Source organism: Streptomyces sp. NBC_00273, assembly GCF_036178145.1.
Classification (GTDB): Bacteria; Actinomycetota; Actinomycetes; order Streptomycetales; family Streptomycetaceae; genus Streptomyces.
In genome coordinates this window covers 9794097-9818682 of the sequence record NZ_CP108067.1, presented here as the reverse complement: position 1 = coordinate 9818682, position 24586 = coordinate 9794097, and the positions used below count along the sequence as shown (strand labels likewise).

24 protein-coding genes and 2 pseudogenes are annotated in these 24586 nt (G+C 68.7%); 12 read left to right on the top strand and 14 right to left on the bottom strand.

Annotated features, from left to right (window positions below; translation table 11 throughout):
• Nucleotides 1–43: 43 nt before the first annotated feature.
• Both OG386_RS44400 and OG386_RS44395 read right to left on the bottom strand, forming a co-directional pair.
• Nucleotides 44–742 carry a hypothetical protein gene (locus tag OG386_RS44400; protein ID WP_328792954.1) on the bottom strand — a complete coding sequence of 233 codons (699 nt, stop codon included), beginning with the start codon at nucleotides 740–742 and terminating at the stop codon, nucleotides 44–46.
• Between the two features lie 171 nt (nucleotides 743–913).
• The gene (locus OG386_RS44395) at nucleotides 914–2104 is read right to left on the bottom strand and encodes an IS110 family transposase (protein ID WP_328792953.1); all 1191 of its coding nucleotides are present in this window, start codon (nucleotides 2102–2104) and stop codon (nucleotides 914–916) included.
• Nucleotides 2105–2366: 262 nt separating this feature from the next.
• On the opposite strand from OG386_RS44395, the gene OG386_RS44390 reads away from it, so the two are divergent.
• Complete coding sequence (locus tag OG386_RS44390; RefSeq protein WP_328792952.1) at nucleotides 2367–2963, top strand: hypothetical protein; 597 nt, start codon at nucleotides 2367–2369, stop codon at nucleotides 2961–2963.
• A gap of 408 nt (nucleotides 2964–3371) precedes the next feature.
• On the opposite strand, the gene OG386_RS44385 is transcribed toward OG386_RS44390, so the two are convergent.
• Nucleotides 3372–3545, bottom strand: coding sequence for a hypothetical protein (locus OG386_RS44385; protein ID WP_328792951.1), 174 nt, complete (start codon nucleotides 3543–3545; stop codon nucleotides 3372–3374).
• A 546-nt stretch (nucleotides 3546–4091) separates the two neighbouring features.
• Between OG386_RS44385 and OG386_RS44380 the strand changes: the two genes are divergently transcribed.
• From OG386_RS44380 to OG386_RS44370, 3 genes are read left to right on the top strand one after another with little or no spacing between them, the layout of a single operon-like run.
• Nucleotides 4092–4673 (top strand): tyrosine-type recombinase/integrase, encoded by a 582-nt coding sequence (locus OG386_RS44380; protein ID WP_328792950.1) that lies wholly within the window; start codon nucleotides 4092–4094, stop codon nucleotides 4671–4673.
• A gap of 29 nt (nucleotides 4674–4702) precedes the next feature.
• Nucleotides 4703–4999 carry a helix-turn-helix domain-containing protein gene (locus OG386_RS44375; protein WP_328793565.1) on the top strand — a complete coding sequence of 99 codons (297 nt, stop codon included), beginning with the start codon at nucleotides 4703–4705 and terminating at the stop codon, nucleotides 4997–4999.
• 3 nt (nucleotides 5000–5002) lie between these two features.
• Nucleotides 5003–6469 carry a hypothetical protein gene (locus OG386_RS44370; protein ID WP_328792949.1) on the top strand — a complete coding sequence of 489 codons (1467 nt, stop codon included), beginning with the start codon at nucleotides 5003–5005 and terminating at the stop codon, nucleotides 6467–6469.
• A 31-nt stretch (nucleotides 6470–6500) separates the two neighbouring features.
• Here OG386_RS44370 and OG386_RS44365 read toward each other — a convergent pair whose 3' ends face one another.
• Nucleotides 6501–6728 (bottom strand): hypothetical protein, encoded by a 228-nt coding sequence (locus tag OG386_RS44365; protein ID WP_328792948.1) that lies wholly within the window; start codon nucleotides 6726–6728, stop codon nucleotides 6501–6503.
• Nucleotides 6729–6886: 158 nt separating this feature from the next.
• A complete protein-coding gene (locus tag OG386_RS44360; protein ID WP_328792947.1) occupies nucleotides 6887–7516 on the bottom strand; it encodes a winged helix-turn-helix transcriptional regulator in 630 nt (209 codons plus the stop codon).
• 81 nt (nucleotides 7517–7597) lie between these two features.
• On the opposite strand from OG386_RS44360, the gene OG386_RS44355 reads away from it, so the two are divergent.
• The 4 genes from OG386_RS44355 to OG386_RS44340 all read left to right on the top strand — a co-directional run bounded on the left by OG386_RS44355 (nucleotide 7598) and on the right by OG386_RS44340 (nucleotide 11162).
• A complete protein-coding gene (locus tag OG386_RS44355; protein ID WP_328792946.1) occupies nucleotides 7598–8350 on the top strand; it encodes an MBL fold metallo-hydrolase in 753 nt (250 codons plus the stop codon).
• A gap of 23 nt (nucleotides 8351–8373) precedes the next feature.
• A complete protein-coding gene (locus tag OG386_RS44350) occupies nucleotides 8374–9018 on the top strand; it encodes an NAD(P)-dependent oxidoreductase (protein ID WP_328792945.1) in 645 nt (214 codons plus the stop codon).
• A gap of 3 nt (nucleotides 9019–9021) precedes the next feature.
• The gene (locus OG386_RS44345) at nucleotides 9022–10287 is read left to right on the top strand and encodes a multidrug effflux MFS transporter (RefSeq protein ID WP_328792944.1); all 1266 of its coding nucleotides are present in this window, start codon (nucleotides 9022–9024) and stop codon (nucleotides 10285–10287) included.
• 338 nt (nucleotides 10288–10625) lie between these two features.
• Nucleotides 10626–11162 carry a DUF4240 domain-containing protein gene (locus OG386_RS44340; protein WP_328792943.1) on the top strand — a complete coding sequence of 179 codons (537 nt, stop codon included), beginning with the start codon at nucleotides 10626–10628 and terminating at the stop codon, nucleotides 11160–11162.
• Between the two features lie 361 nt (nucleotides 11163–11523).
• Here the strand turns inward: OG386_RS44340 and fxsT are convergent, their stop codons facing one another.
• The 4 genes from fxsT to OG386_RS44320 all read right to left on the bottom strand — a co-directional run bounded on the left by fxsT (nucleotide 11524) and on the right by OG386_RS44320 (nucleotide 16049).
• Nucleotides 11524–13980 (bottom strand): FxSxx-COOH system tetratricopeptide repeat protein, encoded by a 2457-nt coding sequence (gene fxsT, locus OG386_RS44335; RefSeq protein WP_328792942.1) that lies wholly within the window; start codon nucleotides 13978–13980, stop codon nucleotides 11524–11526.
• Nucleotides 13981–14285: 305 nt separating this feature from the next.
• Nucleotides 14286–14510: a hypothetical protein gene (locus OG386_RS44330; RefSeq protein WP_328792941.1), complete on the bottom strand. Its 225-nt coding sequence runs from the start codon at nucleotides 14508–14510 to the stop codon at nucleotides 14286–14288.
• Nucleotides 14511–15038: 528 nt separating this feature from the next.
• A complete protein-coding gene (locus OG386_RS44325) occupies nucleotides 15039–15464 on the bottom strand; it encodes a hypothetical protein (protein ID WP_328792940.1) in 426 nt (141 codons plus the stop codon).
• A gap of 237 nt (nucleotides 15465–15701) precedes the next feature.
• A complete protein-coding gene (locus OG386_RS44320; protein ID WP_328792939.1) occupies nucleotides 15702–16049 on the bottom strand; it encodes an STAS domain-containing protein in 348 nt (115 codons plus the stop codon).
• A gap of 515 nt (nucleotides 16050–16564) precedes the next feature.
• Between OG386_RS44320 and OG386_RS44315 the strand changes: the two genes are divergently transcribed.
• Nucleotides 16565–17008, top strand: a complete 444-nt coding sequence (locus tag OG386_RS44315; protein ID WP_328792938.1) for a hypothetical protein — start codon at nucleotides 16565–16567, stop codon at nucleotides 17006–17008.
• 229 nt (nucleotides 17009–17237) lie between these two features.
• Here OG386_RS44315 and OG386_RS44310 read toward each other — a convergent pair whose 3' ends face one another.
• Together OG386_RS44310 and OG386_RS44305 are read right to left on the bottom strand one after the other, a co-directional pair.
• Nucleotides 17238–18686: an NF041680 family putative transposase gene (locus tag OG386_RS44310; RefSeq protein WP_328792769.1), complete on the bottom strand. Its 1449-nt coding sequence runs from the start codon at nucleotides 18684–18686 to the stop codon at nucleotides 17238–17240.
• A 369-nt stretch (nucleotides 18687–19055) separates the two neighbouring features.
• The gene (locus OG386_RS44305; RefSeq protein WP_328792937.1) at nucleotides 19056–19748 is read right to left on the bottom strand and encodes an SDR family oxidoreductase; all 693 of its coding nucleotides are present in this window, start codon (nucleotides 19746–19748) and stop codon (nucleotides 19056–19058) included.
• A gap of 677 nt (nucleotides 19749–20425) precedes the next feature.
• On the opposite strand from OG386_RS44305, the gene OG386_RS44300 reads away from it, so the two are divergent.
• The gene (locus OG386_RS44300) at nucleotides 20426–21037 is read left to right on the top strand and encodes a TetR/AcrR family transcriptional regulator (RefSeq protein ID WP_328792936.1); all 612 of its coding nucleotides are present in this window, start codon (nucleotides 20426–20428) and stop codon (nucleotides 21035–21037) included.
• A gap of 159 nt (nucleotides 21038–21196) precedes the next feature.
• Nucleotides 21197–21853 (top strand): lysophospholipid acyltransferase family protein, encoded by a 657-nt coding sequence (locus tag OG386_RS44295; protein ID WP_328792935.1) that lies wholly within the window; start codon nucleotides 21197–21199, stop codon nucleotides 21851–21853.
• 105 nt (nucleotides 21854–21958) lie between these two features.
• Here OG386_RS44295 and OG386_RS47120 read toward each other — a convergent pair.
• Nucleotides 21959–22021, bottom strand: a pseudogene (locus OG386_RS47120) (hypothetical protein); the annotation flags it as partial.
• A 45-nt stretch (nucleotides 22022–22066) separates the two neighbouring features.
• Here OG386_RS47120 and OG386_RS44285 point away from each other — a divergent pair.
• Nucleotides 22067–22471 (top strand): annotated as a pseudogene (locus tag OG386_RS44285) (site-specific integrase); the annotation flags it as partial.
• Between the two features lie 106 nt (nucleotides 22472–22577).
• On the opposite strand, the gene OG386_RS44280 reads toward OG386_RS44285, so the two are convergent.
• The gene (locus OG386_RS44280) at nucleotides 22578–23237 is read right to left on the bottom strand and encodes a response regulator transcription factor (RefSeq protein ID WP_328792934.1); all 660 of its coding nucleotides are present in this window, start codon (nucleotides 23235–23237) and stop codon (nucleotides 22578–22580) included.
• Entirely contained in the window at nucleotides 23234–24487 is a 1254-nt protein-coding gene (locus tag OG386_RS44275; RefSeq protein WP_328792933.1) for a sensor histidine kinase, read from the bottom strand. The genes OG386_RS44280 and OG386_RS44275 overlap by 4 nt, the downstream gene beginning before the upstream one ends.
• Between the last annotated feature and the right edge of the window lie 99 nt (nucleotides 24488–24586).

Sequence of the window (24586 nt, the reverse complement as noted above, 5' to 3'; positions counted from 1 at the left end):
CCTACTGGCCTCGGTCGTCAGGCAGATCCCCACCCGCCATGCGTCAGAGGCCTTGTGCGCTCTCCCGGGGGTCTGTGGCCGTGATCCGCTCAACGAAGCGCCGCACCTGATCTCCGATGGGCTCCTGCATGGACACCGGCATCACATGCCAGCGGAACACCCCGCCCGGACCGAACCCGTCGGTCACGAAGTGCATGATCACTTTAGGAGAATCTCCGCGCTCACTGACACTGATGCCGTGCGTGAACCGCTCGCAGTTCCACCGCTCAAACCAGTCGGAGGCGGCGATCCGGTCGGCCAGCAGGCGTGCTGCGGTGTCGACGGGCTCCTCCCAGCCGTGGTCCGCCACGACCCTGGCCAGTTCAGCGTCGTACTGCGCGGCGTCGAAGTGGATCTCGGGCGGGACCGGGACCCGGTTGTCGTTGGTGTTCTCCCAGTCTGTCCACTCGATGAGATCGCCAAAGCGTTGGATGGTGACGAACACTCCTCCACAGCAGCCGGTGTCGCAGTCGTTGTTCGACAGCTCGACACGCCGAGGCCCGTCGCCGGCCCACAGCGGCCACGTCTCGGGCGAACCGAACCACCTCTCCTGGTAGCAACTCGAATCGCCATCCGGGTGGCTCTCCTGCAACACGTCGCGGCCATCGATCAACGGACGTATACCCGCCCCCTTCTTCACCGCCTTCGGATGCGGAAGGACAGGACGAAGGGCAAGGACGCTCACCGGCGCAAAGCTTTCCATGTCCCCTATCCTCGTGGATCCGGTACATGAGACGAGATTCCAGGCACTCGACCGTGGGCGCGAAAGCCTCGTTCTCACCAACCTTCGGTGAGAACGCTCAACCCTCACTGCGAGAGGTCAGTCCTGTGACACCGAAGGCTGAGCGTTGTCACCGATTCCTAATGCCGTCTGTCAAGCCGCGAGGGCGGTCGGGGGCGTGAGCTCGTAGCACCGTCCGTCGCGGAGGAGGGCCCAGAGGACGTTGACGCGGCGGCGTGCGAGGGCAAGCACGGCTTGGGTGTGACGTTTACCCTCGGCGCGTTTGCGGTCGTAGAACCGGCGGGATTCCTCGGACCGTCGGATGCTGAACAGCGCGGAGGTATAGAGCACGCGCTGGAGCCGTCGGTTGTATCGCTGCGGGCGTCGCAGGTTGCCGCTGATCTTGCCGGAGTCGCGTGGGACGGGGGCGACGCCGCCGAAGCCGGCGAGGCGGTCGGGGGTGCCGAAGACGGCCATGTCGCCGCCGGTGGCGGCCAGGAACTCGGCGCCGAGGATGATGCCGAGGCCGGGCATGCTGGTGATCACTTCGAAGTGCTGGTGGTCGCAAAACCGGGCCTCGATGAGCTTGTCGAGCTCGGCGACCTGCTCGTTGAGGGCCATCACCTCCTTCGCGAGCGTGTGCACTATCTGGGCGGTCAGCTTCTCCCCGGGCAGGCTGGTGTGCTGGCGTTCGGCTGCTTCGACCGCGGTCGCGGAGAGCTGATCGGCGCGGAGGACCTTGCGGTTGCGCAGCCAGGTCTCCAGGCGCTTGGCGCCGAGCCGGCGGATGGCCGCAGGGGTCTGGTAGCCGGTCAGCAGCGTCAGCGGGCCCTTGTTGGTGAGGTCCAGGGTCCGTTCCAGGCCGGGGAAGATCCCGGTGAGCTGGGCCCGGAGACGGTTGACGGTTCGGGTTCGGTCGGCGACGAGGTCGATGCGGCGGCCGGTGAGGATCTTGAGGTCGATGACCGTCTCGTCGCCGGTGCGTATGGGGTGCAGGTCGCGGCGGATGCGGACCTGGTCGGCGATGACGGCGGCGTCTTTGGCGTCGGTCTTGCCCTCGCCGCGGTAGCTCTCGGAGGCGCGGTGGATGGCCCGGCCGGAGATGTAGTTCACCGGCTGGTCGTGGTTGAGGAGGATCGAGATGGCCAGGGCGGCTCCGCCGTCGGCCAGGTCGATGCCCCAGGTCACCTCGTTTCCCAGGGCCAGGACGTCGGTGAGGAGTTCGAGGAGTTCGGGCTCGTCGTTGGTGACGCGTCGGGACAGCAGCCGGTGGCCGCTCTCGTCGATCGCGACGCAGTGGTGGTGGGTCTTGCCTGCGTCGATGCCGGCCCAGATCGCGGCCATATGGTGCCTCCGTGCGGTGGGGTGTGGTGGTGCCTCCCGACGGACGACCTCGCTGTCGATTCCCTACGGAGCGATCATTCGCAATTCCTAATTGGCAGCCGAGTCGTCGTGGGGCGTCGGGCGGCCAATCGATGGAAGCCACAAGCGGCAGAAGGTTGAAAGCCACACCCGACGCCCCGGGGTGGGAGAACCATACGAAGAGCTCGCCCTGTCCCGCAGAACAACGTAGGGAAGGTTGAGCGACTGGAGTTCGGAGCGGTGCGTGTCCTCGTTGGATGAGTTGCGGGCCCTGCTGGGCAAGTCGGCCCACTGGCAGTCCAGCCCGGATGACTGGACCGAAGTCGAGCAACACATAGGGTCCGCTCTGCCCAGTGATTTCAAGGCGCTTCTCAACGCCTACGGCACCGGGGTCATCTCCGGCGAGCTCGTTGTCTTCCACCCCCGTGGCACAAGCCCGCTGCTGGAGCGCATGCGCAAGACCCACGGAGTCTTCGCCGAGCGCCGAGACAGGGCCCTCGGCCGCGGCGACACCGAGCACATCCCGTACCCCTTCCACCCTGAGCCCGGTGGGCTGATCTCGTGGGGATACGACTACAGCGGCGACGAGCACTTCTTCCTGCCCTGTGACCCGGATCCGGACCGATGGAAGATCGTCACGATGGCCCACGAAGAGGGATGCGAGACCTTCGATGGCCCGTTTTCAGGCTTCACCCTTGCGTTCGTGCGGCGGCTGCTTGATGTCGACCGCTACCACGGCATCGAACCGGAAGCCCTGGAGTTCCTGGAGCCGGAGGACCTGGAAGAATTGGTTACCGCCGGCGAGATTGGCCCCGTCCAGCCGAGCTTCGAGCCGTACTGAGGCGCTCGGCCACACCGATCCGGCGTTAGCCGACTTCGACCTTGACCTTCTCCAAGACGGCCGCCGGGTTCGCCGTCGCCTCGGGTCGGGTCGGGCTGGACCACTGCCTTCGAGGGCATCGAACCGAGGAACTCGACGACGAGCCCTCTGGCTGATCACTCGCCCTCATCTGCGAGGGGGAAGCCAGCGAAGAGCAGGCTCATGGCGCCAACGGCATCAGTGCAGGGCGCAGCCCGAGCGCCGAGCTCGCCGCAATTGCCGCGATTGCCGCGCGGATCTGTGCGACCCACGACCGATGACCAAAGGCCGTGGGTTCGAGTCTTCCGAAGGGGGCTCGTAGCCGAACTCGAGGGTGGTGCGTCCATAACGGTAGCGGGGCGGGCCCGGGTTCGTCCGGGCCCGCTGAACCTACGATGCGGCGCGGTCCAGGAGGTGACGCACTGCCGGGGCGTCTCTGTGTGGTGCGAGCGCGTCGAGGACGGTGTCCAGACGCTGGACGGCTCGCGGTGAGTCCGAGGCAGCGGCCAGGTCGTACACCCGCGAGGCGACCGCGGCAGCTTCGTCGATTTCGTTGGCGTCCACGTATGCCTGCGCCAGCCACGACGAGTACAGCGCGACTTCCCTTACGTGCGTGGTGTCGTAGCGCTCCAATGCGGCCGTCAGCAGGGGGTACGGCCCGCAGGTCCGACTCGTCCCGTGAGCACCAGTACAGCCAGTCGGGCCGCTCGGCGTCATCAGCGACCTGGTCGTGGGATGCGGTCGAGCGTACAAAAGCCCGGTCCAGGAACGCACGGTCCGGGCGTTCATCCGGCATGCCGATGCGATGCCGTGGCAGTGGACGCCGCAGCACGTCGACGAACGGTCGGCCGATCTGCGGGCTGTGCACGGCTGCGTCCGCTCCACCCTGCGCAACTATCAGGGCTCGGTGCGGCAATTCTGCGACTTCCTGACCAACCCAGCCTACGGCTGGAGCGACGAGTGCCTGCGGCACGTCGGTACCCACCCAGTCCAAGTGGTCTACGACTGGAACGCCGCGACGCACGCCGACGAAGCCGAGGGCGAGCCAAACGACGGGCCTTCACCAATCCTGAGCTGGAGGCATTCTTCGATCACGCCGACGAGGAGGTCTTGCGCGTTCACGGCAAGGGCCGCAAGGGCTGGCTGCCGGCCTTCCGGGACTCCGCCTTGTTCAAGGTCGCGTACGCCTACGGCCTGCGACGCAATGAGACCCGAATGCTGGATCTCACCGACTTCGGTCGCAATCCGGAGGGCAGGGAGTTCGGTGGGTACGGAACCCTGCTGGTCCGCTATGGCAAGGCCAAGAAGGGGTCGCCGCCCAAGCGTCGCAGTGTGCTGACCGTCTGGCACTGGACGCCCGGCTCGATCGAGGAATGGATCAGTGAGGTGCGTCCCGGGATGCGGCACTCGACCAGCCGGGCCTTGTGGCCATCCGAGCGAGGCCCGCGGATCGGGCTCCAACGCCTGGACTCCCGCTTCGCCGCCTACCGGGACGCAGCCGGGCTGGACCCCGCGCTGGAGTTCCGCTCGCTGCGCAGGTCCTACATCACCCACCTGATCGAGGACGGCCACGACCACGCTTCCACCACCGCGATCTACACCTGCGTCTCCTCCGACTTCCGCACCCGCTCTCTGCGTCGTGTCCTGGACGCCACCATCGAGGCCGCTCTGCGGCAGGGAAGGACCTCCTGATGCCACGCCAGATCAGCTAGCGGTGGCGCCTGCGCGAGCTGATGGCCGCCCGCGGCATGTTCACCGTCGCCGAACTGTTGCCGCACCTGAGCGAACGCGGCATCACACTGTCCTCCTCCCAGGTCCACCGTCTGGTCTCCGGCATCCCGGAACGACGGTCCCTGCCGGTGTTGGCCACGCTCTGTGACATCCTCGACTGCACGCCCACCGACCTGATCGCCACCTCGGCCCAGAACCTCCCGGCCCGCCGAGCCGCCGGCGAAGAGGTGCCGATCAACCTGGCCGCCCGCCGACCTACACGGGTTCGGCTGACGCCCGACGGGTGAGCGGTGACGCCCGAGGAGTACGAGCGGTGGATGATCCGCGACTGCGCACGCTGCGGCCGTCGCGCCTCGAAGTCCGCCGAGTGGTCGGACGGTCCGATCTGTCGAACCTGCTACGACCGCGCGATGCGGGTCCGTGGCCGCTGCCCCTGCTGCGACACCGACCGGCTGCTGCCCGGGCGGGACACCGACGGCGCACCGATCTGCCGTGACTGCCCGGGCATCGTCCGCGACTTCTTCTGCGACCGCTGCGGCTTCGAGGGGCTGCTGCTTGGCGGACGCCTCTGCGAACACTGCACCCTCGCCGATACGCTCGTCTGCCTCCTCGACGACGGCACAGGCTGTGTCGCCCCGGAGTTGCCGCCGTTGGTCAAGATCCTGCTGGAGATGAACCGGCCCAAGAGCCGGCTCATCTGGCTGCGCAACCCCAACGTCGTCCGTCTCCTCCAGGGACTGGCCACGGGCAGTATCCCGTTCGCCCATGACAGCCTGCACCAGGAAACCCCCTGGCGAACCGTCACTCACCTGCGTGACTTGCTGATGGACAGCGCTGTCCTCCCGCAGGTCGACCGGCAGCTCCTGCTCTACCAACGCTGGCTGACCGAACGACTTGCCACCATCGAGGAACCCGAACACCGTCAGCTTCTCCGACACTTCGCCACCTGGCACCAGATGCGGCGCCTGCGGGCCAAGGCGGAGAAGGGACCGCTGGGACGCTCCCAGACCAACCACACCAAGCAGGAAGTCCTCCAGGCCGGCGCCTTCCTCGCATGGCTCGCCGGCCGAGGACGGGCGATCGGGCAGTGCCAGCAGGCCGACATCGACGCCTGGCACACCGAGTGCGTGGCAACCCGCCGTCCGACCCAGTCGTTTCTGCGGTGGTGCATGAAGAGCGGCCGGATGCCCCGCCTCACACTGCCGCCGGCGGTCATCACTCAGGATTCGGAACCGCTGCACCAGCATCGCAAGCTCGCGATCCTCCGCCGGGTCCTCAACGACGACTCCTTGCCCCTGCGGGCCCGGGCCGCCGCCGCCCTCGTTCTCCTCTACGCGCAGCCCGTCAGCCGCATCGTCCGCCTCGCCGTCGACGACGTCATCGACGACGAGACCGTCGTCACCGTCCGGCTGGGAGACCCGCCGTCCCCGCTGCCGAAGCCCGTCGCCGACCTGATGCGGGCCTACATGCAGTCTCGCCAGCACCTGCCCTACGCCAGCAGTAGGAGTTCACAATGGCTCTTCCCCGGTCGTCAGCCCGGACAGCCGATGAACCCGGTCAGCCTGCAAGTCCATCTGCGTGAGATCGGCGTCCCTCCGCAGCGCGGCAGGACCTCCGCGATCCGTCAGCTCGTCCTCCAAGCCCCGGCCCCCGTCATCGCGAGGGCACTCGGCTATCACGACAAGACCGCCACCCGCCTGGTCACCGAGGCTGGCGGAACCTGGAGCCGATACGCCTCCGGTGACCACACACGGTGAGTTCTCGTTCCACTCCAGCTGGCATGTCTCGTCACTCGGGGAAAGTGAAGCCCAGTTCGCGCAGGCGGGGCAGGCAGGCGTCGAGGCACTGCTCCACCGACGCAGCATCGGTACGCACGAGGATGTCGTCACGCAACGGGGCGCCACTGGCCACGAACGTCCAGGGCTTCCGCCTCTCTGCCATCCGCTCAGCATCTGCCTTGAACAGCACGGTTATGCCCTGTTCGGCCAGCGCCTCCATGATCGCGACAATGTCCACCGGTGACCCCTTCAGAAGTGGCTCGAACACACCACGCTGAACCTATCCGTCCGAGGACGGACCACGAACACCGGCCTCGCCACCCAGAGTGACCAACGAGAGCCGTCCAAGCTGGAACACGCGACACCTCAACATGCGGGCCTACCATCTCACCCGGATCAGCGGGGCAGGATGCGCAGTACTGCCTCGCGTTCGCCGCTGAGCCGCAGGCCTTGCTGTACTGCGGCGCTCAAATCGAGGTCGCCGAGCAGGGTCGCGGCCAGCAGGTGCGGCGGTCCGGTCAGTGACGCGGTGGGGTGGTCGACCCGGCCGGCGTGGGTGTGCACCGAGCCGTCCTTGACTTCGATAACCAGGTCCTCGCTGCCGTCGGCGTGCAGTTGCAGGGCGATTGCCGGCTGGTCGGGGCGGTGGTCGGTCAGTGCCCGGGCAGGCACGTCCAGCCAGTGGGTGCGGAAGGTGTCGCTGCCGCCCGGCTCACGCAACAGCGGCACGCCCCACCGGCTCAGCTCCCGCAGCACCGGCTCCAGCTCGCGGCCACGCTCGGTGAGGGAGAACAGGGTGGTGGCCACCGGCGGCGGGGCGGCCTCGCGGTGGATCAGGCCGGCTTCCTCGAGTTCGCGGAGCCGGTCGACCAGCAGGTTGCTGGCGATCCCGGGCAGCCCGTTGCGCAGGTCGGTGTGCCGGCACGGACCCAGGGCGAACAGTTCACGGATGATCAGCAGGGTCCATCGGTCGCCGATGGTGTCCAGTGCTTTCGCGATGCCGCAGTACTGCCCGTAGGTGCGCATGCCACCACCCTACATCGTGGTGTTGAGATTCAAAACGCGCTTGTTGACTTTCTCAACAAGATCCGTCTAGCGTCGCTGCCCATGACCCCCACCCTTTCCGTACGTCGGCTGGCCTGGGCCGGCGTCGAGATCCGTCTCGGCGACACCCGCCTGCTGATCGACCCGCTCGAGAACGTCGCTCCGCTGGCGCCGGTGATGGGGCTGCCGCACCGGCCGGTCGACCCGGTCGATACGCCGCCCGGCACCCACGCCCTCATCACCCACCTGCACCCCGACCACTACGACCACGACCTGATCGCCCGGATCGCGGCCACCGGCACGATCGGCTGCCACACCCCGAGCGCGGCGGCGCTGCACGAGGTGGGCATCACCCCCGTTGCCCAGGACCTGGGCGAGTCACGCCGCATCGGAGAGCTGACCGTCACCCCGGTGACCTCGCTGGACTGGCGCGGCAACGACTGTGACCAGGTCGCCTGGGTCGTCGAAGGCGCCGGCCGGCGGGTCATCCACTGCGGCGACACCCAGTGGCACGGCAGCTGGTGGCAGATCGCCCGCGACCACGGCCCGTTCGACGTCGCGTTCGTCCCGGTCAACGGCGTCATCGCCCACTTCGAGGGCTACGCGGCCAACGTCCCGGCGACCATGACCCCCGAGCAGGGCGTCGAGGCCGCCGTCGCACTCGGCGCCGGCACCGTCTGCGCCATGCACTACGGCCTGTTCCACAACCCGCCGTTCTACACCGAACAACCCGACATCGAGCAGCGCTTCCAGCACGCCGCCGACGAGCGCGGCATCACCGCGGCCCTCATCGCCGACGGCCAGCCCGTCCTCTGACCATCAGAAACAAGGAGCAACACATGAAGATCGTCCTGTTCGGTGCCAGCGGCAACATCGGCCGGCCCACCACCGAGGAACTACTGCGTCGCGGCCACACCGTCACCGCGGTCACCCGAGCCGGCCACGTCGACGGACTCAAGCACAAGGCCCTGACCGTGACCACCGGTGACGTCACAGACGCCGCCGCGGTCGCCGGCCTCGCCGCCTCCCACGACGCCGTACTGTCGGCAGTCGGCCCCCGGATCGGCCAGGAGAACGACCGCGCCACGATCGTCGGTGCCGCCCGTGCGCTGATCGACGGACTCCGCCGAGCCAGCGTCACCCGCCTGGTCACCATCGGCGGTGCCGGTAGCCTGCGCACGCCGACCGGCGCCCGGGTCATGGACGACCCGGACTTCCCCGCGCTGTGGAAGGCCAATGCCCAGGCCCAGTCCGAAGCGCTCGACCTCTACCGCGGCGTGCACGACCTCGACTGGACGTACGTGTCGCCCGCCGCGGTCATCGGAGCGGGCGAGCGGACCGGGGCCTACCGCAGCGCCGGGGACACCCTGCTCACCGACGACGACGGCAACAGCCGCATCTCGTACGCCGACTACGCGATCGCCTTGGCCGACACGATCGAGAGCGGCACCGCGATCCGCCGCCGCATCACCGTGGCGTACTGAGCCATGAGCAACGACGCCGCCGGCCGGCACACCCGATTCATCGTCCTGCTCGCAGCGCTCGTGGCCCTGGGACCACTGTCCATCGACGGCTACCTGCCCGGACTGCCGGACCTCGCCGGCGACCTGCGCGCCAGCGCCGCGGCCACCCAGCTCACCATCACCGCCTGTCTGGCCGGGCTGGCCATCGGGCAGCTGATCGCCGGGCCGCTGAGCGACATCTACGGCCGGCGGCGTCCGTTGCTGGCGGGCCTCGCCCTCTACACGATCGCCAGCGCGCTCTGCGCGGTGGCGCCCGACGTCCGGACACTCATCGGCCTACGCCTGGTCCAGGGCATCGGCGGGGCGTTCGGCATCGTCATCGCCAACGCCATGGTCCGCGACCGCACCTCCGGAACCCGCACCGCACGTCTCTTCTCCGCACTGACCTTGATCACCGGCCTGGCGCCGGTGTTCGCGCCGGTCCTCGGCGGCCAGCTACTGCGCGTCACGGCCTGGCCGGGGATCTTCGTGAGCCTGGCCGTACTCGGCGCCGTGATGCTGGCGGCCTCCGCCGCAGGACTGCCGGAGACCCGGTCCTCCGCGTCACGCCAGCCGCTGCTGGCCGTCGTCGGGCAGCTGCTCCGCGACCGGGTCTTCACCGGGTACGTCCTGGCCAACGGCCTGGTCTTCGCGGCGATGTTCGCCTACATCTCCGGCTCGCCGTTCGTCCTGCAGGAAATCCACGGCCTGTCACCGCAGCAGTACAGCGCCGTGTTCGCCGTCAACGCCGCCGGACTCATTGCGGCCGCCCAGATCAGCGGCCGGCTGGTGGCCCGGGCCGGCGCCCGCGTGCTGCTGCTCGCCGGTCTGCTGGGCGCGACAGCCGGTGGCACCACGGTCCTGGGCGCGGTGCTGACACGGGCACCCCTGCCCGTGCTCCTGATCGGCCTGTTCGTCCTGGTCTCCAGCGTGGGCCTGGTCATGCCGAACGCCGCGGCCCAGGCCCTGGCCGACCACGGCGGACACGCCGGGTCGGCAGCCGCTCTGCTCGGCTTCAGCCAGTTCATGTTCGGCGGGGTACTTGCTCCGCTGGCCGGCGCGGGTGGCGCCACCGACGCCTTGCCGATGGGAATCATCGTCGCCGTGCTGCCGGCGCTCGCTCTGCTCACACTCGGCGTCCTCACCCGGTCGATGCCCGGTGAGCGCACTCGCAGGCCGGCTCGCCAAGGACGTGCCGGGCACCGGCGACCGCGCCGGCACATCGATCGCAGACGAGCCGGCATCCAGTGAATCGGGCCAGCGTCTGGCGAACAGGGTGATTCCGCGATCAGCGTGACAGACGTACGACGACGGTCGGGTGCAGCGACACGTGGAACGCGAAAGATCGGTGTCCCGCCGCAACGAGGCAGGGCCTCCGCGATCCGCCAGCTCGTCCTCCAAGCCCCGGCACCCATCATCGCGAAGGCACTCCGCTACCACGACAAGACCGCCACCCGCCTGGTCACCAAAGCCGGAGGAACCTGGAGTCGATATACACCTGGCGACCACACGCGCTGACGTGGCTGCTCTGGTGAGCCAAGCTCCCGCGACCGGCCCGATGTCAGTACCAGGTGGCAGGCTCTGCCTCCATGAACAAGCAGCAGTTCTGGCAGCTCATTAAGGCAGCCCGCAATCAGGCGTCCAACCCGAACGACGACGAAGCGGTCGCTCGCGAGGCGACCTCGCTGCTGGCCTCCCGGCCGGTCGAGGAGATCGTCGCAGCTGAGCAGGTTCTGTGGGACCTGATGGTTGACTCCTACAGCAATCCTCTCTGGGCCGCTGCTTACCTTGCCAACGGTGGGTGCTCTGACGACGGCTTCGACTACTTCCGCGGCTGCCTGATCGCTCAGGGCTGTGAAGTATTCGAGCGCGCAGTCGCTGATCCCGATGCCCTGGCAGAACTGCCCATCGTTCACGCCTGCGCAGCCGACGGCGTCGACCTGGAGGGTGAGGACATGCTGGGCATCGCCTGGAACGCACACATCTCGGCGACTGGTGATCAGCTCCCAGCGAGCCCACCCACCATCCGCTACCGGGAGCTGGACCCCACCTGGAACTTCGATTTCGATGACCACGACGAAATGACCCGCCGACTGCCCCGCTTGGCAGCTCTCTATCTGGAGTAAGCGGAAGCTCGCAGTCACAAGACGAGGTCCAACAGCAGAGAACGAGACTCCCGGATCACTGTCGGTCATCTCATCGGGCCATGCACGCGCCTCGGCTGACGAATACGCGACACCTCAACATGCGCGCCTACCAGTCCCAGGGCCACGTCCGAACCGCTCCCGACGTCGAAGTACACCGGGCCCGGCTCGCTCGCGCCGACGAGGACACCCACCGCGCCCGCGTGCGCGTCCCCACCCTGCCCCGCCACCCACACCCCCGTCGACCCAGCAGCGCACATCGTTGGACCGCCCGGCCACGCCGCGATCACGAGCAGCTCAGGAGCACGTAAAGGGCCGCCACCACCCGTCGAGGCGGCGGCCCTCATCTGGGCTGTTCTACGGGGCGGGGATGAACTCCACGTCCGTACCGCCGCAGCCAGTGCCACCACCGGCTCTGTGGCCGCTGGGTGGATCTGGCTAGCGCTGTCTCCAGCGCGTTGCGGGTGCTCAAGGTATGCGTGTGCTCGTCGCCCAGAATGCGGACGCGGTCATCGAGGGTTCGGCGCAGTAGGTCTATCGCCTCGGCCTGCTCACCTGCACTGGTCAAAGCGAGAGCGAGGTTGTGGCGACTGGCAAGGGTTTCTGGGTGTTCGGGGCCCAGGACACGGATGCGGTCGTCAAGGGTGCTCCGGTGGATGCGCACTGCTTGTGCGTGCTCGCCCACCCCGTCCAGCGCGAGACCGAGGCTGTCCCGGCTGGCCAGCGTGTGCGGATGCTCGTCGCCCAAAATGCGGGCGTGGTCGTTGAGCGCCTGCCGCAGCAGCTGTATCGCTTCCGTCTGCTGCCCCGCCCTGGTCAGGGCGCCGGCGAGGTTGTGGCGGCTGAGCAGGGTGAGGTGGTGCTCGGGGCCCAGGACACGGATGCGGTCGTCAAGGGTGCTCCGGTGGATGCGCACTGCTTGTGCGTGCTCGCCCACCCCGTCCAGCGCGAGACCGAGGCTGTCCCGGCTGGACAGGGTATGCGGATGCTCGGGGCCCAGGACACGAGTACGGTCGTTAAGGGTCTGCCGCAGCAGACCCACCGCCTCGGCATGCTCACCCGTCCCGTCCAAAGCGCATGCGAGGTCATTGCGGCTGGTCAAGGTATCGGCGTTCTCGGGGCCCAGGATGCGGGTGCGGTCCTCCAGGGTCTGCCGGAGCAGGCGTATTGCCTCGGCTCGCTCTCCCATTCCGAACAAGGCATTGCCCAGGTTGTTGCGGCTGGTCAAAGTATCGGGGTGCTCGGGACCCAGCATGCGGGTCTCGACGTCGAGGGCCCGTTCATGCAGCCGGCGCGCCGCACCGAAAACGCCGGCCTTCTGCAGCACCTGCGCCAGGGTGTTGAGAGTGGTGCGGTGGTGTGTGGCGGTGCGCGGGTCCGCGTAGTCGAGCAGCAGCGGCAGGTGGGGGGCGAGGAGCACGGCTGCAGGCCAACCAGCGTGCCCGCGCTGGTTGGCCTCGTGCACAGCCGTGGTCAGCCGCTCGGCAAGAGCCCGGTGCCACACGGCGAGATCGGAGGTCTCGGCCGTGAGGGCGACAGCGTTGATCTCTCGGATCAGGGGATGCAGCACCACCTGCGCCCCCTCACTGCTGCCCGACGCCGGGCCGGTGCTGCCAGGAGAGCGGGGCAGGCCGAGGAGACCGTAGCGGTGCAGGCCAGCGAACGCGGCCTCCAGGGCCGCCGCGGTGACGTCGTGTCCGGTGACGACGGATAGCAGGTCCGGGGTGATCAGGGACAGTGGGACGGGGGCTTGAGCCAGCAGGGCCAGCAGTCGCAACAAGGGGCGGGCCAAAGCGTTGCCCTCCCCGGCGAGCTGGTCCAAGGACACCTCCCAGGTGTGCCGCACCACGGCGCGGGCGACCTGTGGATGGGAGCCATTCGGGTGCGCCGCTCCCAACAAGAACCGCAGTTCTTGTTCCAGGGCCTGGCGGTAGGCGGCAAAGGTGCGGTAGCGGCTGGTGGGTCCGGCCAGATAGGTGCCGGCCGCGTGCAAAGCCAGTGGCAGCCCGCCCAGTCGCTCCGCCAGCTCCCGGGCCTGCTCGGCGGTGCCGGCCACGGGAGCAGCGTCCAGCAGGACCTGCCCCGCAGGTCGCACCGGCAGCGGCTCCAGTGGCAGCAGCTGTGCGCACGGGCCCCAGGTTTGCTCGCTGCCATCCCGGCTGGTCACCACCAGCAGGCCCCGGCCGTGAGGACGGATCCAGCCGCGATAGTCGGCCACCGGCTCCCCTGCCGGGCCGATCTCGTGCGGCTCGTCGGCGTTGTCCACCACCAGCAGCCACCGCCGCACCCGGCCCAACTGTCGCCAGACCACATCCGGCAGGCTCGCCTGCCCCGCTCGCGCGGCCTCCAGCTCTGCCTCCGGCAGGCCGCAGGCCAGCGCCGTCTCCACCATCTGCTGCGCCAGCGCGGCACCGTCGCGCCAGCGCACCCAAAACACTCGCCAGCCCGCCGCCTCGGCCTGGGTGGCCAGTTGCGCGGCCACCGTTGTCTTGCCCATCCCGCCGACCGCGCACAGCACCGCGAACCGGCCTTGTGGCCGCCGAAGCATGCCTGCCAGCACGGCGAGTTCTCCCTCACGCCCCCGCACACGCTGAACATGCGGGGGGCGTAACGAAGCCTGCTGGCCTCGGGCCAGTCGGCTCACCGGTGCCAGCCGCGCCGGGGGCCTTGGTGCGGCATCCAGATGCCGGCTCCACAGCAACAGCCCGATGCTGACCACCACCAGCACAGCGAACACCGGCCAGATCACCCACGCCTGCGCCGCCCAGCCGGGCACCGCGTCACTGGCGTAGTTGGTCACCGGCCCCAGCACAGCCGCCACCAATGCGGCCCCTCCCGTTACCGCCGACCCAGCCCACGCACCTCGTCTACGCCCCACGGTCTACCACCCCCGTCCACCGTCACCAAGATGTTCCCGCCTGGATCACGTCCATGGAAGGGTGCGGGTGGTCACGACGCGGGCGGCGGGGTTGCTCCGGTTCAGCGGCCGGATGCCGAGCCTGCTGCTTGAACGCCGTCATCCGCCGCGCGGCCACGGCCCGGGCACCAGGGCAGGCAGCAGGTCGAGCCGCCCGTCCCGCCCGGGAGCCTCGCGAGCCCGACTGGTCAGATATCGCCGGTCCACACCTCAGGGCCGAGGCCCTCCCACCGGATCGGCCCGTCCTCGGACAGATCCACCGCCTCCAGGCCGGCCCGGCGCAGGAACTCCGACACATCCGCGGGCGTGAACGCCCGACCGAGGTCGGCGTCCACACTGAGGGCGTGCGCGGTGACCTTCCGCCCGCCCTGCGGCGACACGGGATGAATCACGATCTCCGTCTGATCCGCCATACCACCGACATCCCGGCCCCACCCCGCCAGCCCCCACCTGCCCGTCACACGCAATACCTTCAGCGGACCGGAGGTGAGCTGCGCGAACGCCCAGTGATCCCCGGAACGATGTGGACCACGCCGACCATGAGGGAAAGCGGAGAAGAGGCCGGAACCGGCCGACGTCGCACGCGGTGGCCCGGCCAGAGAGCCGACCGCTTCAGGCGCTTCGAGGGACTTCCTCTTCAAAAGCGTCTTCCTGGCAGCCGTCTTCGCGGGTGGCGTCTTCGCGGCGACCGTGGTGCCGCCCTTCTTGGCAGCTGCCTCTGGCGGGCATCGGGCCGCGCGTAGGCGGTGAGCCGCGTGCGTGGCGGGGCCCCGCTTCGCTGTGGCAAGGGACCCACCACCAGTGCCTGCTGACCAGCTGAAGCTGTTTGCAGGTCCGCTCCGCACCTCCGAGGGGCGCGGCAGGGCAGTCAGGGGCGCTCTGCAGGGCTACGGCACGGTGGCGTGCCCGGGGAAACGCCACTGCACCCGACCCCCGCCTGGTCAGCTGGCGGCCGCCGCCGGCCAGTCGATGGGAGCGCCGTCCGTCCGGTTCAGGATCCCGGGATCAGGAGGGAACTCCTCGTTGTGCGGCCCCTTCCAGTAGGCGCGGCGGGTTCGCGGAAGGGGAATCTCCGTCAGCCTGCCGTCATGGATCATCCACAGGCCGAAGCAATCGTCTTCCTCGTCGTGGATCAGCACCTGCACCGTCTCCGGTCGGGGCCATGGCAAGGACTCCAGGTGCTTCAGCAGCCCGGACCGTGGGCGCATCCGCAGAAACTCCGCACCCCAGCCGAACCCCCAGTGCCCACCGGGTCTCATCTCATAGAAGGTGCCGCGCCAGGTACGTGTGTCATCCGGGCGCGTCAGCGGCTCCATGATTTCGTCCGCGTCCTGCGCCAGCACAATGACTTCGGCGATTCTGCTCATGCCGGAACACCAGCACGAGCCGGCCCGTCACCGCAACCGAGTTCAACCGCTGGTCAGAGACCGGAGTGAAGCAACACCTGTGCCGAGTTCTGGCCTTGGCCCGGTGATCGCGGGGACACGGATCGGCTGGGCCCGCCGCCTGCGTGGGTCCTTTCCTCGCTTCGTCACCGTGGCACGGGCGGCTGAGGGCTGCCCGGTGCACGGTCTGTATGGGGGGACCGTGTACTTGCTTCCCGGTCAGGTCCCGCTGATCTGAAAGAGGCCAGTGGCGCCGGTTACGTCCAACAGCCGCAAGAACTGGGGTTGTTGGCCCCGCAGGGTGATACGCCGCCCGTGTTCTGCCGCGGTGCGCCGGGCACCGATCAGGACGCTGAGGCCGGCAGAGTCACAGAACGACAGGTCGGACATGTCGATGACGATCTCTTCGGGCCCGCCGGGCCGGGTGATCGCCGCGTGCAGGGCATGGCTCAGCATCGGAGCGCGGTCAATGTCCATCTCACCACCGACGTGCCCGATTAGGCGTAGGCCCTCCCCGTCCTCCCACACCTCCTGTGTGGGGCCTTCTCGATCTTCGATACCGCCCATTCTGGTGCCGGCTGAACCGGGGAACCCGATACGGAGGCCGGTGTGATGCTGCTTTCTCTGGTCGAGCCGATGCTTGCGCAGGCCGCCGAGGCGATTCCGCCCGCGCGTCTGCCAGCCCCTCGATGGCCTATGAGCAGTTCGACGGGTACCGCGCCGCGCTGTTCACCCCGCCCGTGCCGGGCGGCGGGTGCTGATCCAGTAGTGGTCCGGAGCCGGCTGCTGTGTGTGATCCTCTGATGCTGCCCCGGTCTCGCGGGCGCGAAAAATGTAGGGGGACTCTCATGCGAAACGTACTTCGCACCGCCTCGGGACAGTGACATTGCTGGTCACGGCCTCAACGGGCTGTTCAGGGTGGGGAAGGGACCGCTGCGAAGCCGTCAGCCACCCAAGCCGCCGCCTCAACCACTGCGCCGAGTCCCTCACCTCCGGATCCGACCGAGGTGATCAACCGGACCCGTGCCACCCTGTTGTCATCGGGGGCAGTGGGCCCCGACGCCCCGGGCCCCCAGGGCGTGATGCTGGTCGAGGCCTGGCCGACCGGCGCCGCCTTCGCCTGGGAGACGTCCGACCGGCGCCTGTGCCGGGCGTCGGTCGGCGAAACCGGATTCTCCGAGCGGGCCTGCGCCACCAATCCCATGGCGATCGGAAACTCGCGCGGGGTGGCCCCGCTAGCAACCCTCTTCACCGATGGCTGGGTTCGCCTCTTCGCCGCCGACCACCAGCAGGTGACCTCTGCGACCTGCGGCGGCGAACCCCTGGAAGTCCGCCGGGTCGGTACCGTCGCGGACGGTGCCCAAAACCTGTACGCGGTGTGGTTCCCGGACTACACCAACGGCAGCATCACGTTGCTCCTGAGCCACGACGGCACGACGTCCAAGGCTCCGCTCAAACTCAGCGACGCCGGCGACCGCACCTCATCCACAGACCGAGCAGGTCATCATCCTCGTCGTGCAACATGACCTGCACACAGGCGGGCTCGTTCCAGGGCAGGGACTCAAAGTCCTTAAGCACCCCGCATCGCCGGTTCCACCGCTCGAATTCGATGTGCCAGCCCCCGACGAACAAGGGGATCTGCACAAAGCAGCCCCGCCAGGTGCGAGCCTCGTCCGGCCGCGTCAGCCGGCTCCATCACCTCATCCTCGTACCGGGCCAGCACGATGACCTGCGCCATTCTGCTCAGCTTGGCGTTTAACCTCGCTGCTGTTCGTGTTCCTTGATCGTTTCGGCGCGTTTCACGGTCTTGCCGACGTCCTGGATGCGGGCCTTGTGCTGGTTGCGGCTGCCGGGCGGACGCCCAGGGCCGGGCCTGCCCGGTTTCGGTGCGGCTGCGGGACGGGCCGCCTTCCGGCGGAGGTTGCGAAACCCCCGCCGGACGCGGGCTGGGGACAGCCGTTCGGTCTTCACGGGGCGTTCCCAGGGGCGGCGTAGGACCTCGGCGAGGGGGCGGGCGAGGCGGAGCTGGGTGTGTGCGGCGATGATCAGCCAGGTCCACAGGTCGGCCGCGGCGGGGTGACGGACACGGGGTGCGGTCCAGCCGAGTGTCTGCTTGATCATTCTGAAGGTGTGCTCGATGTCGAACCTGCGCAGGAACGTCCGCCACCACAGGTCCACGGTGGCCGGGGCGGCGCCGGTGGCCGAGCACCACAGCCACACCGGCTTGGGGGTGGCCTCGCCGGGCAGTCGTTCCACGGTGAGACGGATCAACGTGCCGTGCAGCAGCGGGAGTTCTTCTGCGGCATGCTCCAGCCAGGGTCCGCGATGGGTCAGGCGGGGGTGCATGCGGTCCCAGGCCATCGCCTCCGCCTTCCCGTAGCGGGTGGTGTCCGTCAACGTGGTGACCGCCGGTGCGTGCCAGGACTCCGGCTTGGCGAAGGTCAGCACGCCGCCGTGCTTGCGCGGCCGCCCACCCCGAGGGCCGGAGCGGGACGGGCCCGCGTCGCGGAGCATGACGCGATCCGAGCGCAGGCGCCCGACCAGAACCACGGGCAGATCGGCCAAGGCGTGGGAGAGGTAGGCGCTGTCGTAGCCGGCGTCCATCACAACCAGCATGTCGAGGTCACCGTCGTGCCAGTGGCCTGCGGCGATAATGCGGGTGACGACTTCACGCAGCTGGGCGGCGGTAACCGTGGTGGCGTCGTCAGCCGGCCCCAGGCGGACGGCGTCCAGCAGGGCACACCAGGAGGTGCGGCCCGATTCGAGGGCCGCGACGAAGGAGTAGGGCCAGCCGGGGATCAGCTGGTCGCAGCTGCGGTCGGCGCGGCGGCCGTGGACGTGGCAGAAGAGCCGGTCAGGGCTGGTGTTCGCGTCGGGACGCAGCCAATTGGAGACATCCACCGCCAACGCGATGCGGCCGTCGGTGACGCGGGGCAGCGGGAGGTCGGCCAGTGCCCGGCGCATACGGGCCGGTTCGCACCAGCCCTTGTCCAAAGCCGCGTACAGGGCGCCGTGCCCGCGCCGCATCTCATGCGCGAGGGAAAGCTCGACCAGTGTCTTGACCGGGCCATCGGTGCACAGCACCGCGTCGGTCAGCTCGAAGAGCACGTCCGCGCGGGCGTACAGGCTCTCGTAGAACTCAACCCGAAAGCGGGACAAGACGTCCAACGCCTCGCTTGCGGACGTGGCGGCAGGGAAACTCATCAGCAGCGGCCGTTCTCTGGTGCCTCGTGACTCGACATCTCGAAGCGTGGAGAACGGCCGCCCCTGCTGTCCCGGGAAGAACCGCAGATCAGCAGGTCGGGTGACCTGCGAGGTTAAACGTCAAGCTCAGTAGCCGTTGTTCAATCGAGCTTGGTGATCGTGAGTTCGAGTCTGACGACTCGGTCGGGTGATCCTCTGGTCGGCTGGGCATGGAAGTGGGGCCTCCCGCGCAACTCGGGTGCCAGGACACTGTGGGGCCAGTCCCGCGCCGACACAACGGTTCGAGCCTGCCTGCCGAGGGACAGACAGACACCTGACCTGGGAAAACTTGACCCTACCTTCGGATTGGGAACGCTTCTAACAGCCTGCTCAGCCGAGCTGCCCGGTCGGCCGCATGGTGATGTGGTTGATGTCCACGCCCGCAGGCTGGTTGAGGGCGAAGACGACCGTGTTCGCGATCTGCTCGGCGGTCAGCGCCGTCTCGGGGCTGCCGCCGCGCTCGTCCCAGAACGGGGTGTCCACCACCCCGGGAGCGACGACGGTCACGCCGACCCCGTCCTGGCCGACCAGCAGCCGTGTGTTCTCGGCCAGCGCGTGCACGGCCCATTTGGTGACCGAGTACAGGTTGCCGGGCGTGTGGCGCACTCCCGCGACCGAACCCATCAGCACGATCCGGCCCTTGGACTCCCTGAGCTGCGGCAGGGTCTCCCGCACCAGCAGCGCCGGGCCCAGGACGTTGGTGAGGATCATGGCCCGCATGTCCTCGGGGGCGTGGCTCTCCAGATTCCCGGGCAACGAGAACCCGGCGTTGGCAATGGCGTTGTCCAGCCGGCCCCAGGTGTCCGCCACGCGGCGCACGGCGGCGGCCACGTCGTGCTCGTCGCTGGTGTCCCCGGTGATCGTCAGCAGCCGCTCGCCCGCTCCGGCCGTGGCGGCGAAGGCGGCCAGCTTGTCCGCGTCCCGTCCGCTGACAGCCACCCGGTGGCCCTCCTTGAGCAGGGCTCGGGCGGTGGCGGCACCAATGCCGGTCGAGCCCCCGGTGATCAGCGTGACGGGTCCCATCGGACGGCCTCCTCGGCGATGCGATCGGGGCACGGCCTTACCGACTGTCCCCAAAACGCCTGCACTATAGCCCGACTCCACCACCCAGGCCTGCTCCACCGCCGCACCTCGTCCACCAAGCACGCGGCATCCTGGTCGGCTGAGGCCCACCCCGATCACCCGCCCTGCCGCCCACCGACGCGAGCGCGGAGATCCCCGGCTGCACAGGAGGCCGCCCGGCCCGCGGTACGCCGCCACCCTCCGCACCGCCGGCTCGCCGTCGAAACACTGCGCCGTCGGCCGGCTCTTGGTCCTCGCCAGCCGCCACGCCCCTGACTGACCGTCAAGGTGGTGATCAACGATGGCCTGATCCGTCTGGACCGGGGTCCCGTCCTTCGGACTCATCTCTTCTCTGAACTAGGCCCTCTTCTCCGCGAGGGGGGGGCACCGCTGCCCCGATGAGTCCTGCGGGTGCGAGCCGACCGAAGCCGCGGCGGTGTCGCCTACCTGTGCCGGTCGGCAGTCGCCCCCGCGCGACGGTGTGGCCGTCTTCCTCCCGACCGGCAGCTGAATCCCGTGAACCGGCTCGGCCTGACCGGCTCGGCCTGCATCGCAGGCCCACGCGGACCTCCACCCCTCAGTCCACGCAGACGAGTTGTCGGTAGACACTGTCTATGAATGTCTGGTAGACACTGTCTATGGATGTCGAAGGGCCCTTGCGGGAGCGACTGGTCGATGCCGGTGTAGAGCTGGTGCTGTCTGAGGGCACCGCTTCGGTCGGTCTTCGGGAGATCGCCCGCCGGGCAGGCGTGTCGCACGGTGCGCCGCGGCGCTACTTCCCGACACACCGGGCGCTGTTGTCGGCCATCGCGCGCAGAGGCTTCGAGGAGCTGGGCGCGCGGTCCGCCGCAGCCACGGCAGGGACTGCCGTGCCGCGTGATGAGTTGGCGGCGCTGGCGCGGGTGTACGTCGCCTACGCACTGGAACGGCGCGGCATGTTCGAGTTGATGTTCCGTCACGACATGCTCGACAGCGGCGAGCAGGGTGGAACTCCGGACGGGCCTCGGCTGAGGGAGGCGACGCTCCCGATGTTCCAGCGCCTCACCGAGCTCGTCGCTCGGTGCCGGGCACAGGCGCTGGAGCCTTCGGCGGCAGTCACCGCGGCTGCCCTGTGGGCGAACCTGCACGGCATCGCCCAATTGAGGTCCTGGGGCAGCCTGCAACTCGCCCTCGGCGGCGAGGGTTCCGACAGTCACAACCGGTTGATCGAAGCTGCGCTGGACGCCCATCTCGGGCCGATGGCCTCATGACCGGGCGGCTGCGGCGCCAGGTCCCGCTTCTCGTCAGCGTGGCCGGGGCGGTGATCGTCGCACTGGACGGCACCGTTCCGCTGGTGGCGCAGCCTGCAGCGTTCGCTCGCCGCGAGCCCGGCACAGATCCGATAGAGGAACGAATTGATGTATGCGCACTTGAAGCGGCTGACCGGACCGATGCTGCGTACCGCGGTGCGGCTCGAAGCCGTGGGCATGGAGAATGTGCCGCAGTCGAACGGCGTCATTCTCGCGTCCAACCACCTGTCCCTCGTGGACTCCACCTTCCTGCCGCTGGTACTGGACCGACAGGTGACCTTCATGGCGAAGGCGGAGTACTTTGAGGGAGGTTCCTGGCCGACGCGGATCGTCTCGTCCTTCATGCGGGGCAGTGGGCAGGTTCCAGTTGACCGCGAGAACCAACGGGCGGCGGTAGCCTCGCTTGACGCGTGTCTTCGGGTGGTGAAGGACGGCGGCGTCTTCTGCATCTACCCCGAGGGCACACGCTCCCCGGACGGCCGGCTCTACCGGGCCAAGACGGGCGTGGCATGGCTGGCTCTCAAGTCCGGCGCGCCCGTGGTGCCGGTAGCCATGAGCGGCACCGATCGCGTCCTGCCGCCCGGGCGGGTGCTTCCGCGTCCGGCCAAGGTCAAGGTCACCTTCGGCAAGCCCGTCGACCTCTCCTTGCACGGGGACTCCGCCGCTGACGCTGGTGCCCGAAGGGCTGTCTCTGACCTGATTGTGCAGGCCATAGCGGAGGTCTCCGGCCAGGAGTACGTGCCCGTCTACGCGGCAAGGGCGAAGGAGCAGGGCTGACCCAGTCCTGATTTCCCGAAGCCACGGCGAAAATGACAAGTAGCTCTTCGACCGGCCCGGCGCGATCTCGTCAAGCTCCCCCGGCTCGTCGAGCACGTACTCCTCGCCGGTGTCGAAGCCCTTGACGATGTCCTCCAGCTGGACCTCCTTGCCCGTGCGTTCGTTCACCCGCCGGTTGCGGATCCGGTCCGAGGTGCCGCGCTGGAGCTGGTGGAGACTGTGTACTGGGACGCGGGCACGGCCAGGCTTTTGCCCCGGTTGCTCAAGGGACGTACGCGCGGGCCGGTTTTCGTCACCCACCGCCGAGCCGGCCCTGGGAAGGTGGTGGGCCCGCGAGACGTGTGTCCGGACCCAGACTTCGCCCGGCTCTCGTACGGCCAGGCCCGCGCCCTACTGGATGGGCATACCGCAGTTCGTGGACCGGGCAGCGGTTGGGACCTTCACGAGTACCGGCACTCTGCTCTCACGCACCTCGGCGAGCAAGGTGCTTCACTGCTCATGCTGATGGCCAAGTCGCGTCACAAGAAGCCGGAGAACCTCCGCCGTTACTTCAAGCCCTCACCGGCGGCCATCGCCGAGTTGACCAGCCTTCTGGCCCCCGGTGACAGTCGGCGGTGAGCCAGAACCTTGATCAACCTGTGTACTGACGGCAGGCGGGGTTGGATCGGCCTCGCGTGGATCGCGCACCGGCGGACGGTGCTCGCTGTGCGGGGAGTCCGTCCACTCACTGGGATGTTGCCACCAGGCCCGCCTCGTAGGCCAGGATTACCAGCTGTACCCGGTCGCGGGCATTGAGCTTGGCGAGCAGGCGGGTCAGGTAGGTCTTGGCGGTGGCGATGCTGATGCAGAGCTCGCCTGCGATCTCCGTATTGGACAGGCCCCTGCCGACGAGGGTCAGCACCTCGCGTTCCCGGGCGGTGATGGCGCCGAGCTCTGCCCGCCGCGGCGGTGACGCTGCGGGTCGGGCGGTGAAATCTTTGATCAGCCGGCGTGTGACGGCTGGTGCGATCAGAGCGTCCCCGGCGGCAACGATCCGGATTGCGGAGAGGATGTCGTCCAGGGCCATGTCCTTGAGGAGGAATCCGGACGCGCCGGCGTGCAGGGCCCCGTAGACGTAGTCGTCGTCGTCGAAGGTCGTCAGGACGACGACGCGTGCGGAGCCGGTGCCCTTCGTGATCAGCCGGGTGGCCTCGATGCCGTCCATGCCGGGCATGCGGAGGTCCATCACGACGACGTCGGGGGCGAGTTCCTCCGTCAGTCGTACCGCTTCCGCGCCGTCTCCGGCCTCGCCCACCACCTCGATGTCCGCGGTGTCGGTGATGACCATCTGCAGGGCGGCGCGGACCAGGGGCTGGTCGTCGGTAAGTACGACGCGGATGGTCATCTGGCTCTCGCCTTCTCTTCTGCCTCAGTCATTGTCGGTATCGGCAATCTGACCGCTACCAGGAAGCCACCCCCGGGACGGGGCCCGGCCGTGAAATCGCCGCGCAGCAGGGCAGCACGCTCGCGCATGCCGATCAGGCCATACCCGGTGTCGGTGGTGGTGCCGCCGCCTTTCCCTCGGTCCGAGACCTCGACGGCGAGTTCGTCCGCGCGGTATTCGACGCGCACGAGGCAGGAATCGGCCCCCGAGTGCCGTACGGCGTTGGTCACCGACTCCTGGACGATCCGGAACGCCGCGAGGTCGATGTCGGCTGGCAGAGGGCGGCGCCTGCCCTGCCACCGCACCTCCACGCGGACTCCGGCGGCCGTGGTCGTCGCGGCGAGCTGTTCCACGTTCGCCAGGCCGGCGGCCGGTCGCAGGGGCGCCGGCGTGTGCGCGCGGCCTTGACGTTCCTCATCCTGGTCGGCCTGGCGCAGCGCGCCGAGCATCCTTCGCAGCCCGGACAGCGTCTCGCGGCCGGCCATCTCCACGGTGAGCATCGCCTCGCGGGCTTTGGCCGGCTGGGTTTCGATGACCCGGGCCGCGGCGCCGGCCTGCAGGGCGATGATGCCGATGCTGTGGGCGACGGTGTCGTGCATCTCGCGGGCGATGCGCAGCCGTTCGGCGGTGACGGCCTCGGCGGCGGCCCGGGCGTGCAACTCTGCGGTGTGGGCACGGGCCTGATGCGACGAATTACCGATGAGCCAGGCGATGACCACGGTCAGGGCCACGAACGGCTCCTGCGCGACGCTGGAATCGTCGCCCGTGATCAACCGCAGGACGAGGTAGCCGGCGAGTGTGCCGAGCGCTGCGGCGGCCGCGGTGAGCGAGTTCCGCCGAGGCCGGGTGGCTGCGATGTAGCAGAGGGCGAAATCCACGGCCAGGAACTGCGTGGGCGGAATCTCATCCTGACGCCAAGCCACCGTCGAGATGACCGTACCGACGATCACCAGACCGTACGCCGCGGAGGTCCTGCGGCGCAGCACCGCGCTGCCGGCCAGGATCAGCACGAAGGCGACGGCGAGCAGCGCCTGGGCTCCGAGCGAGTCGAGCCCGTCCTGGGGGTAGTTGAGCGAGTACGTCGGCACTTGCGGCATCACTACGTACTCGACGATGGGTTCCACTGCTGCCGCATACCACGCCAGTGCCGTCCACAGGCCCGGCGGTATGCGTTTGAGCAGCGGCAACGGCAGCGGCGGTGAGGCGGACATGCCTTAATCGTAAGCACCTGCATCTGACGGCACATCCGACCGTGGCCGTACAACCAGGGTTGACACCCGTCCTCTCCGATTGTCATCGGTGGTCCGATT

Bases quoted from the DNA above. Each gene is read 5' to 3' on its own strand.
- OG386_RS44325 (WP_328792940.1), bottom strand. From the start codon at position 15,464: ATGAGCAGAATCGCCGAAGTCATTGTGCTGGCGCAGGACGCGGACGAA.
- OG386_RS44360 (WP_328792947.1), bottom strand. From the start codon at position 7,516: ATGCGCACCTACGGGCAGTACTGCGGCATCGCGAAAGCACTGGACACC.
- OG386_RS44315 (WP_328792938.1), top strand. From the start codon at position 16,565: ATGCTGGTCGAGGCCTGGCCGACCGGCGCCGCCTTCGCCTGGGAGACG.
- OG386_RS44305 (WP_328792937.1), bottom strand. From the start codon at position 19,748: ATGGGACCCGTCACGCTGATCACCGGGGGCTCGACCGGCATTGGTGCC.
- OG386_RS44330 (WP_328792941.1), bottom strand. From the start codon at position 14,510: ATGGCGGATCAGACGGAGATCGTGATTCATCCCGTGTCGCCGCAGGGC.
- OG386_RS44275 (WP_328792933.1), bottom strand. From the start codon at position 24,487: ATGTCCGCCTCACCGCCGCTGCCGTTGCCGCTGCTCAAACGCATACCG.
- OG386_RS44280 (WP_328792934.1), bottom strand. From the start codon at position 23,237: ATGACCATCCGCGTCGTACTTACCGACGACCAGCCCCTGGTCCGCGCC.
- OG386_RS44345 (WP_328792944.1), top strand. From the start codon at position 9,022: ATGAGCAACGACGCCGCCGGCCGGCACACCCGATTCATCGTCCTGCTC.
- OG386_RS44300 (WP_328792936.1), top strand. From the start codon at position 20,426: ATGGATGTCGAAGGGCCCTTGCGGGAGCGACTGGTCGATGCCGGTGTA.
- OG386_RS44310 (WP_328792769.1), bottom strand. From the start codon at position 18,686: ATGAGTTTCCCTGCCGCCACGTCCGCAAGCGAGGCGTTGGACGTCTTG.
- OG386_RS44395 (WP_328792953.1), bottom strand. From the start codon at position 2,104: ATGGCCGCGATCTGGGCCGGCATCGACGCAGGCAAGACCCACCACCAC.
- OG386_RS44350 (WP_328792945.1), top strand. From the start codon at position 8,374: ATGAAGATCGTCCTGTTCGGTGCCAGCGGCAACATCGGCCGGCCCACC.
- OG386_RS44400 (WP_328792954.1), bottom strand. From the start codon at position 742: ATGGAAAGCTTTGCGCCGGTGAGCGTCCTTGCCCTTCGTCCTGTCCTT.
- OG386_RS44355 (WP_328792946.1), top strand. From the start codon at position 7,598: ATGACCCCCACCCTTTCCGTACGTCGGCTGGCCTGGGCCGGCGTCGAG.
- OG386_RS44340 (WP_328792943.1), top strand. From the start codon at position 10,626: ATGAACAAGCAGCAGTTCTGGCAGCTCATTAAGGCAGCCCGCAATCAG.
- OG386_RS44320 (WP_328792939.1), bottom strand. From the start codon at position 16,049: ATGGGCGGTATCGAAGATCGAGAAGGCCCCACACAGGAGGTGTGGGAG.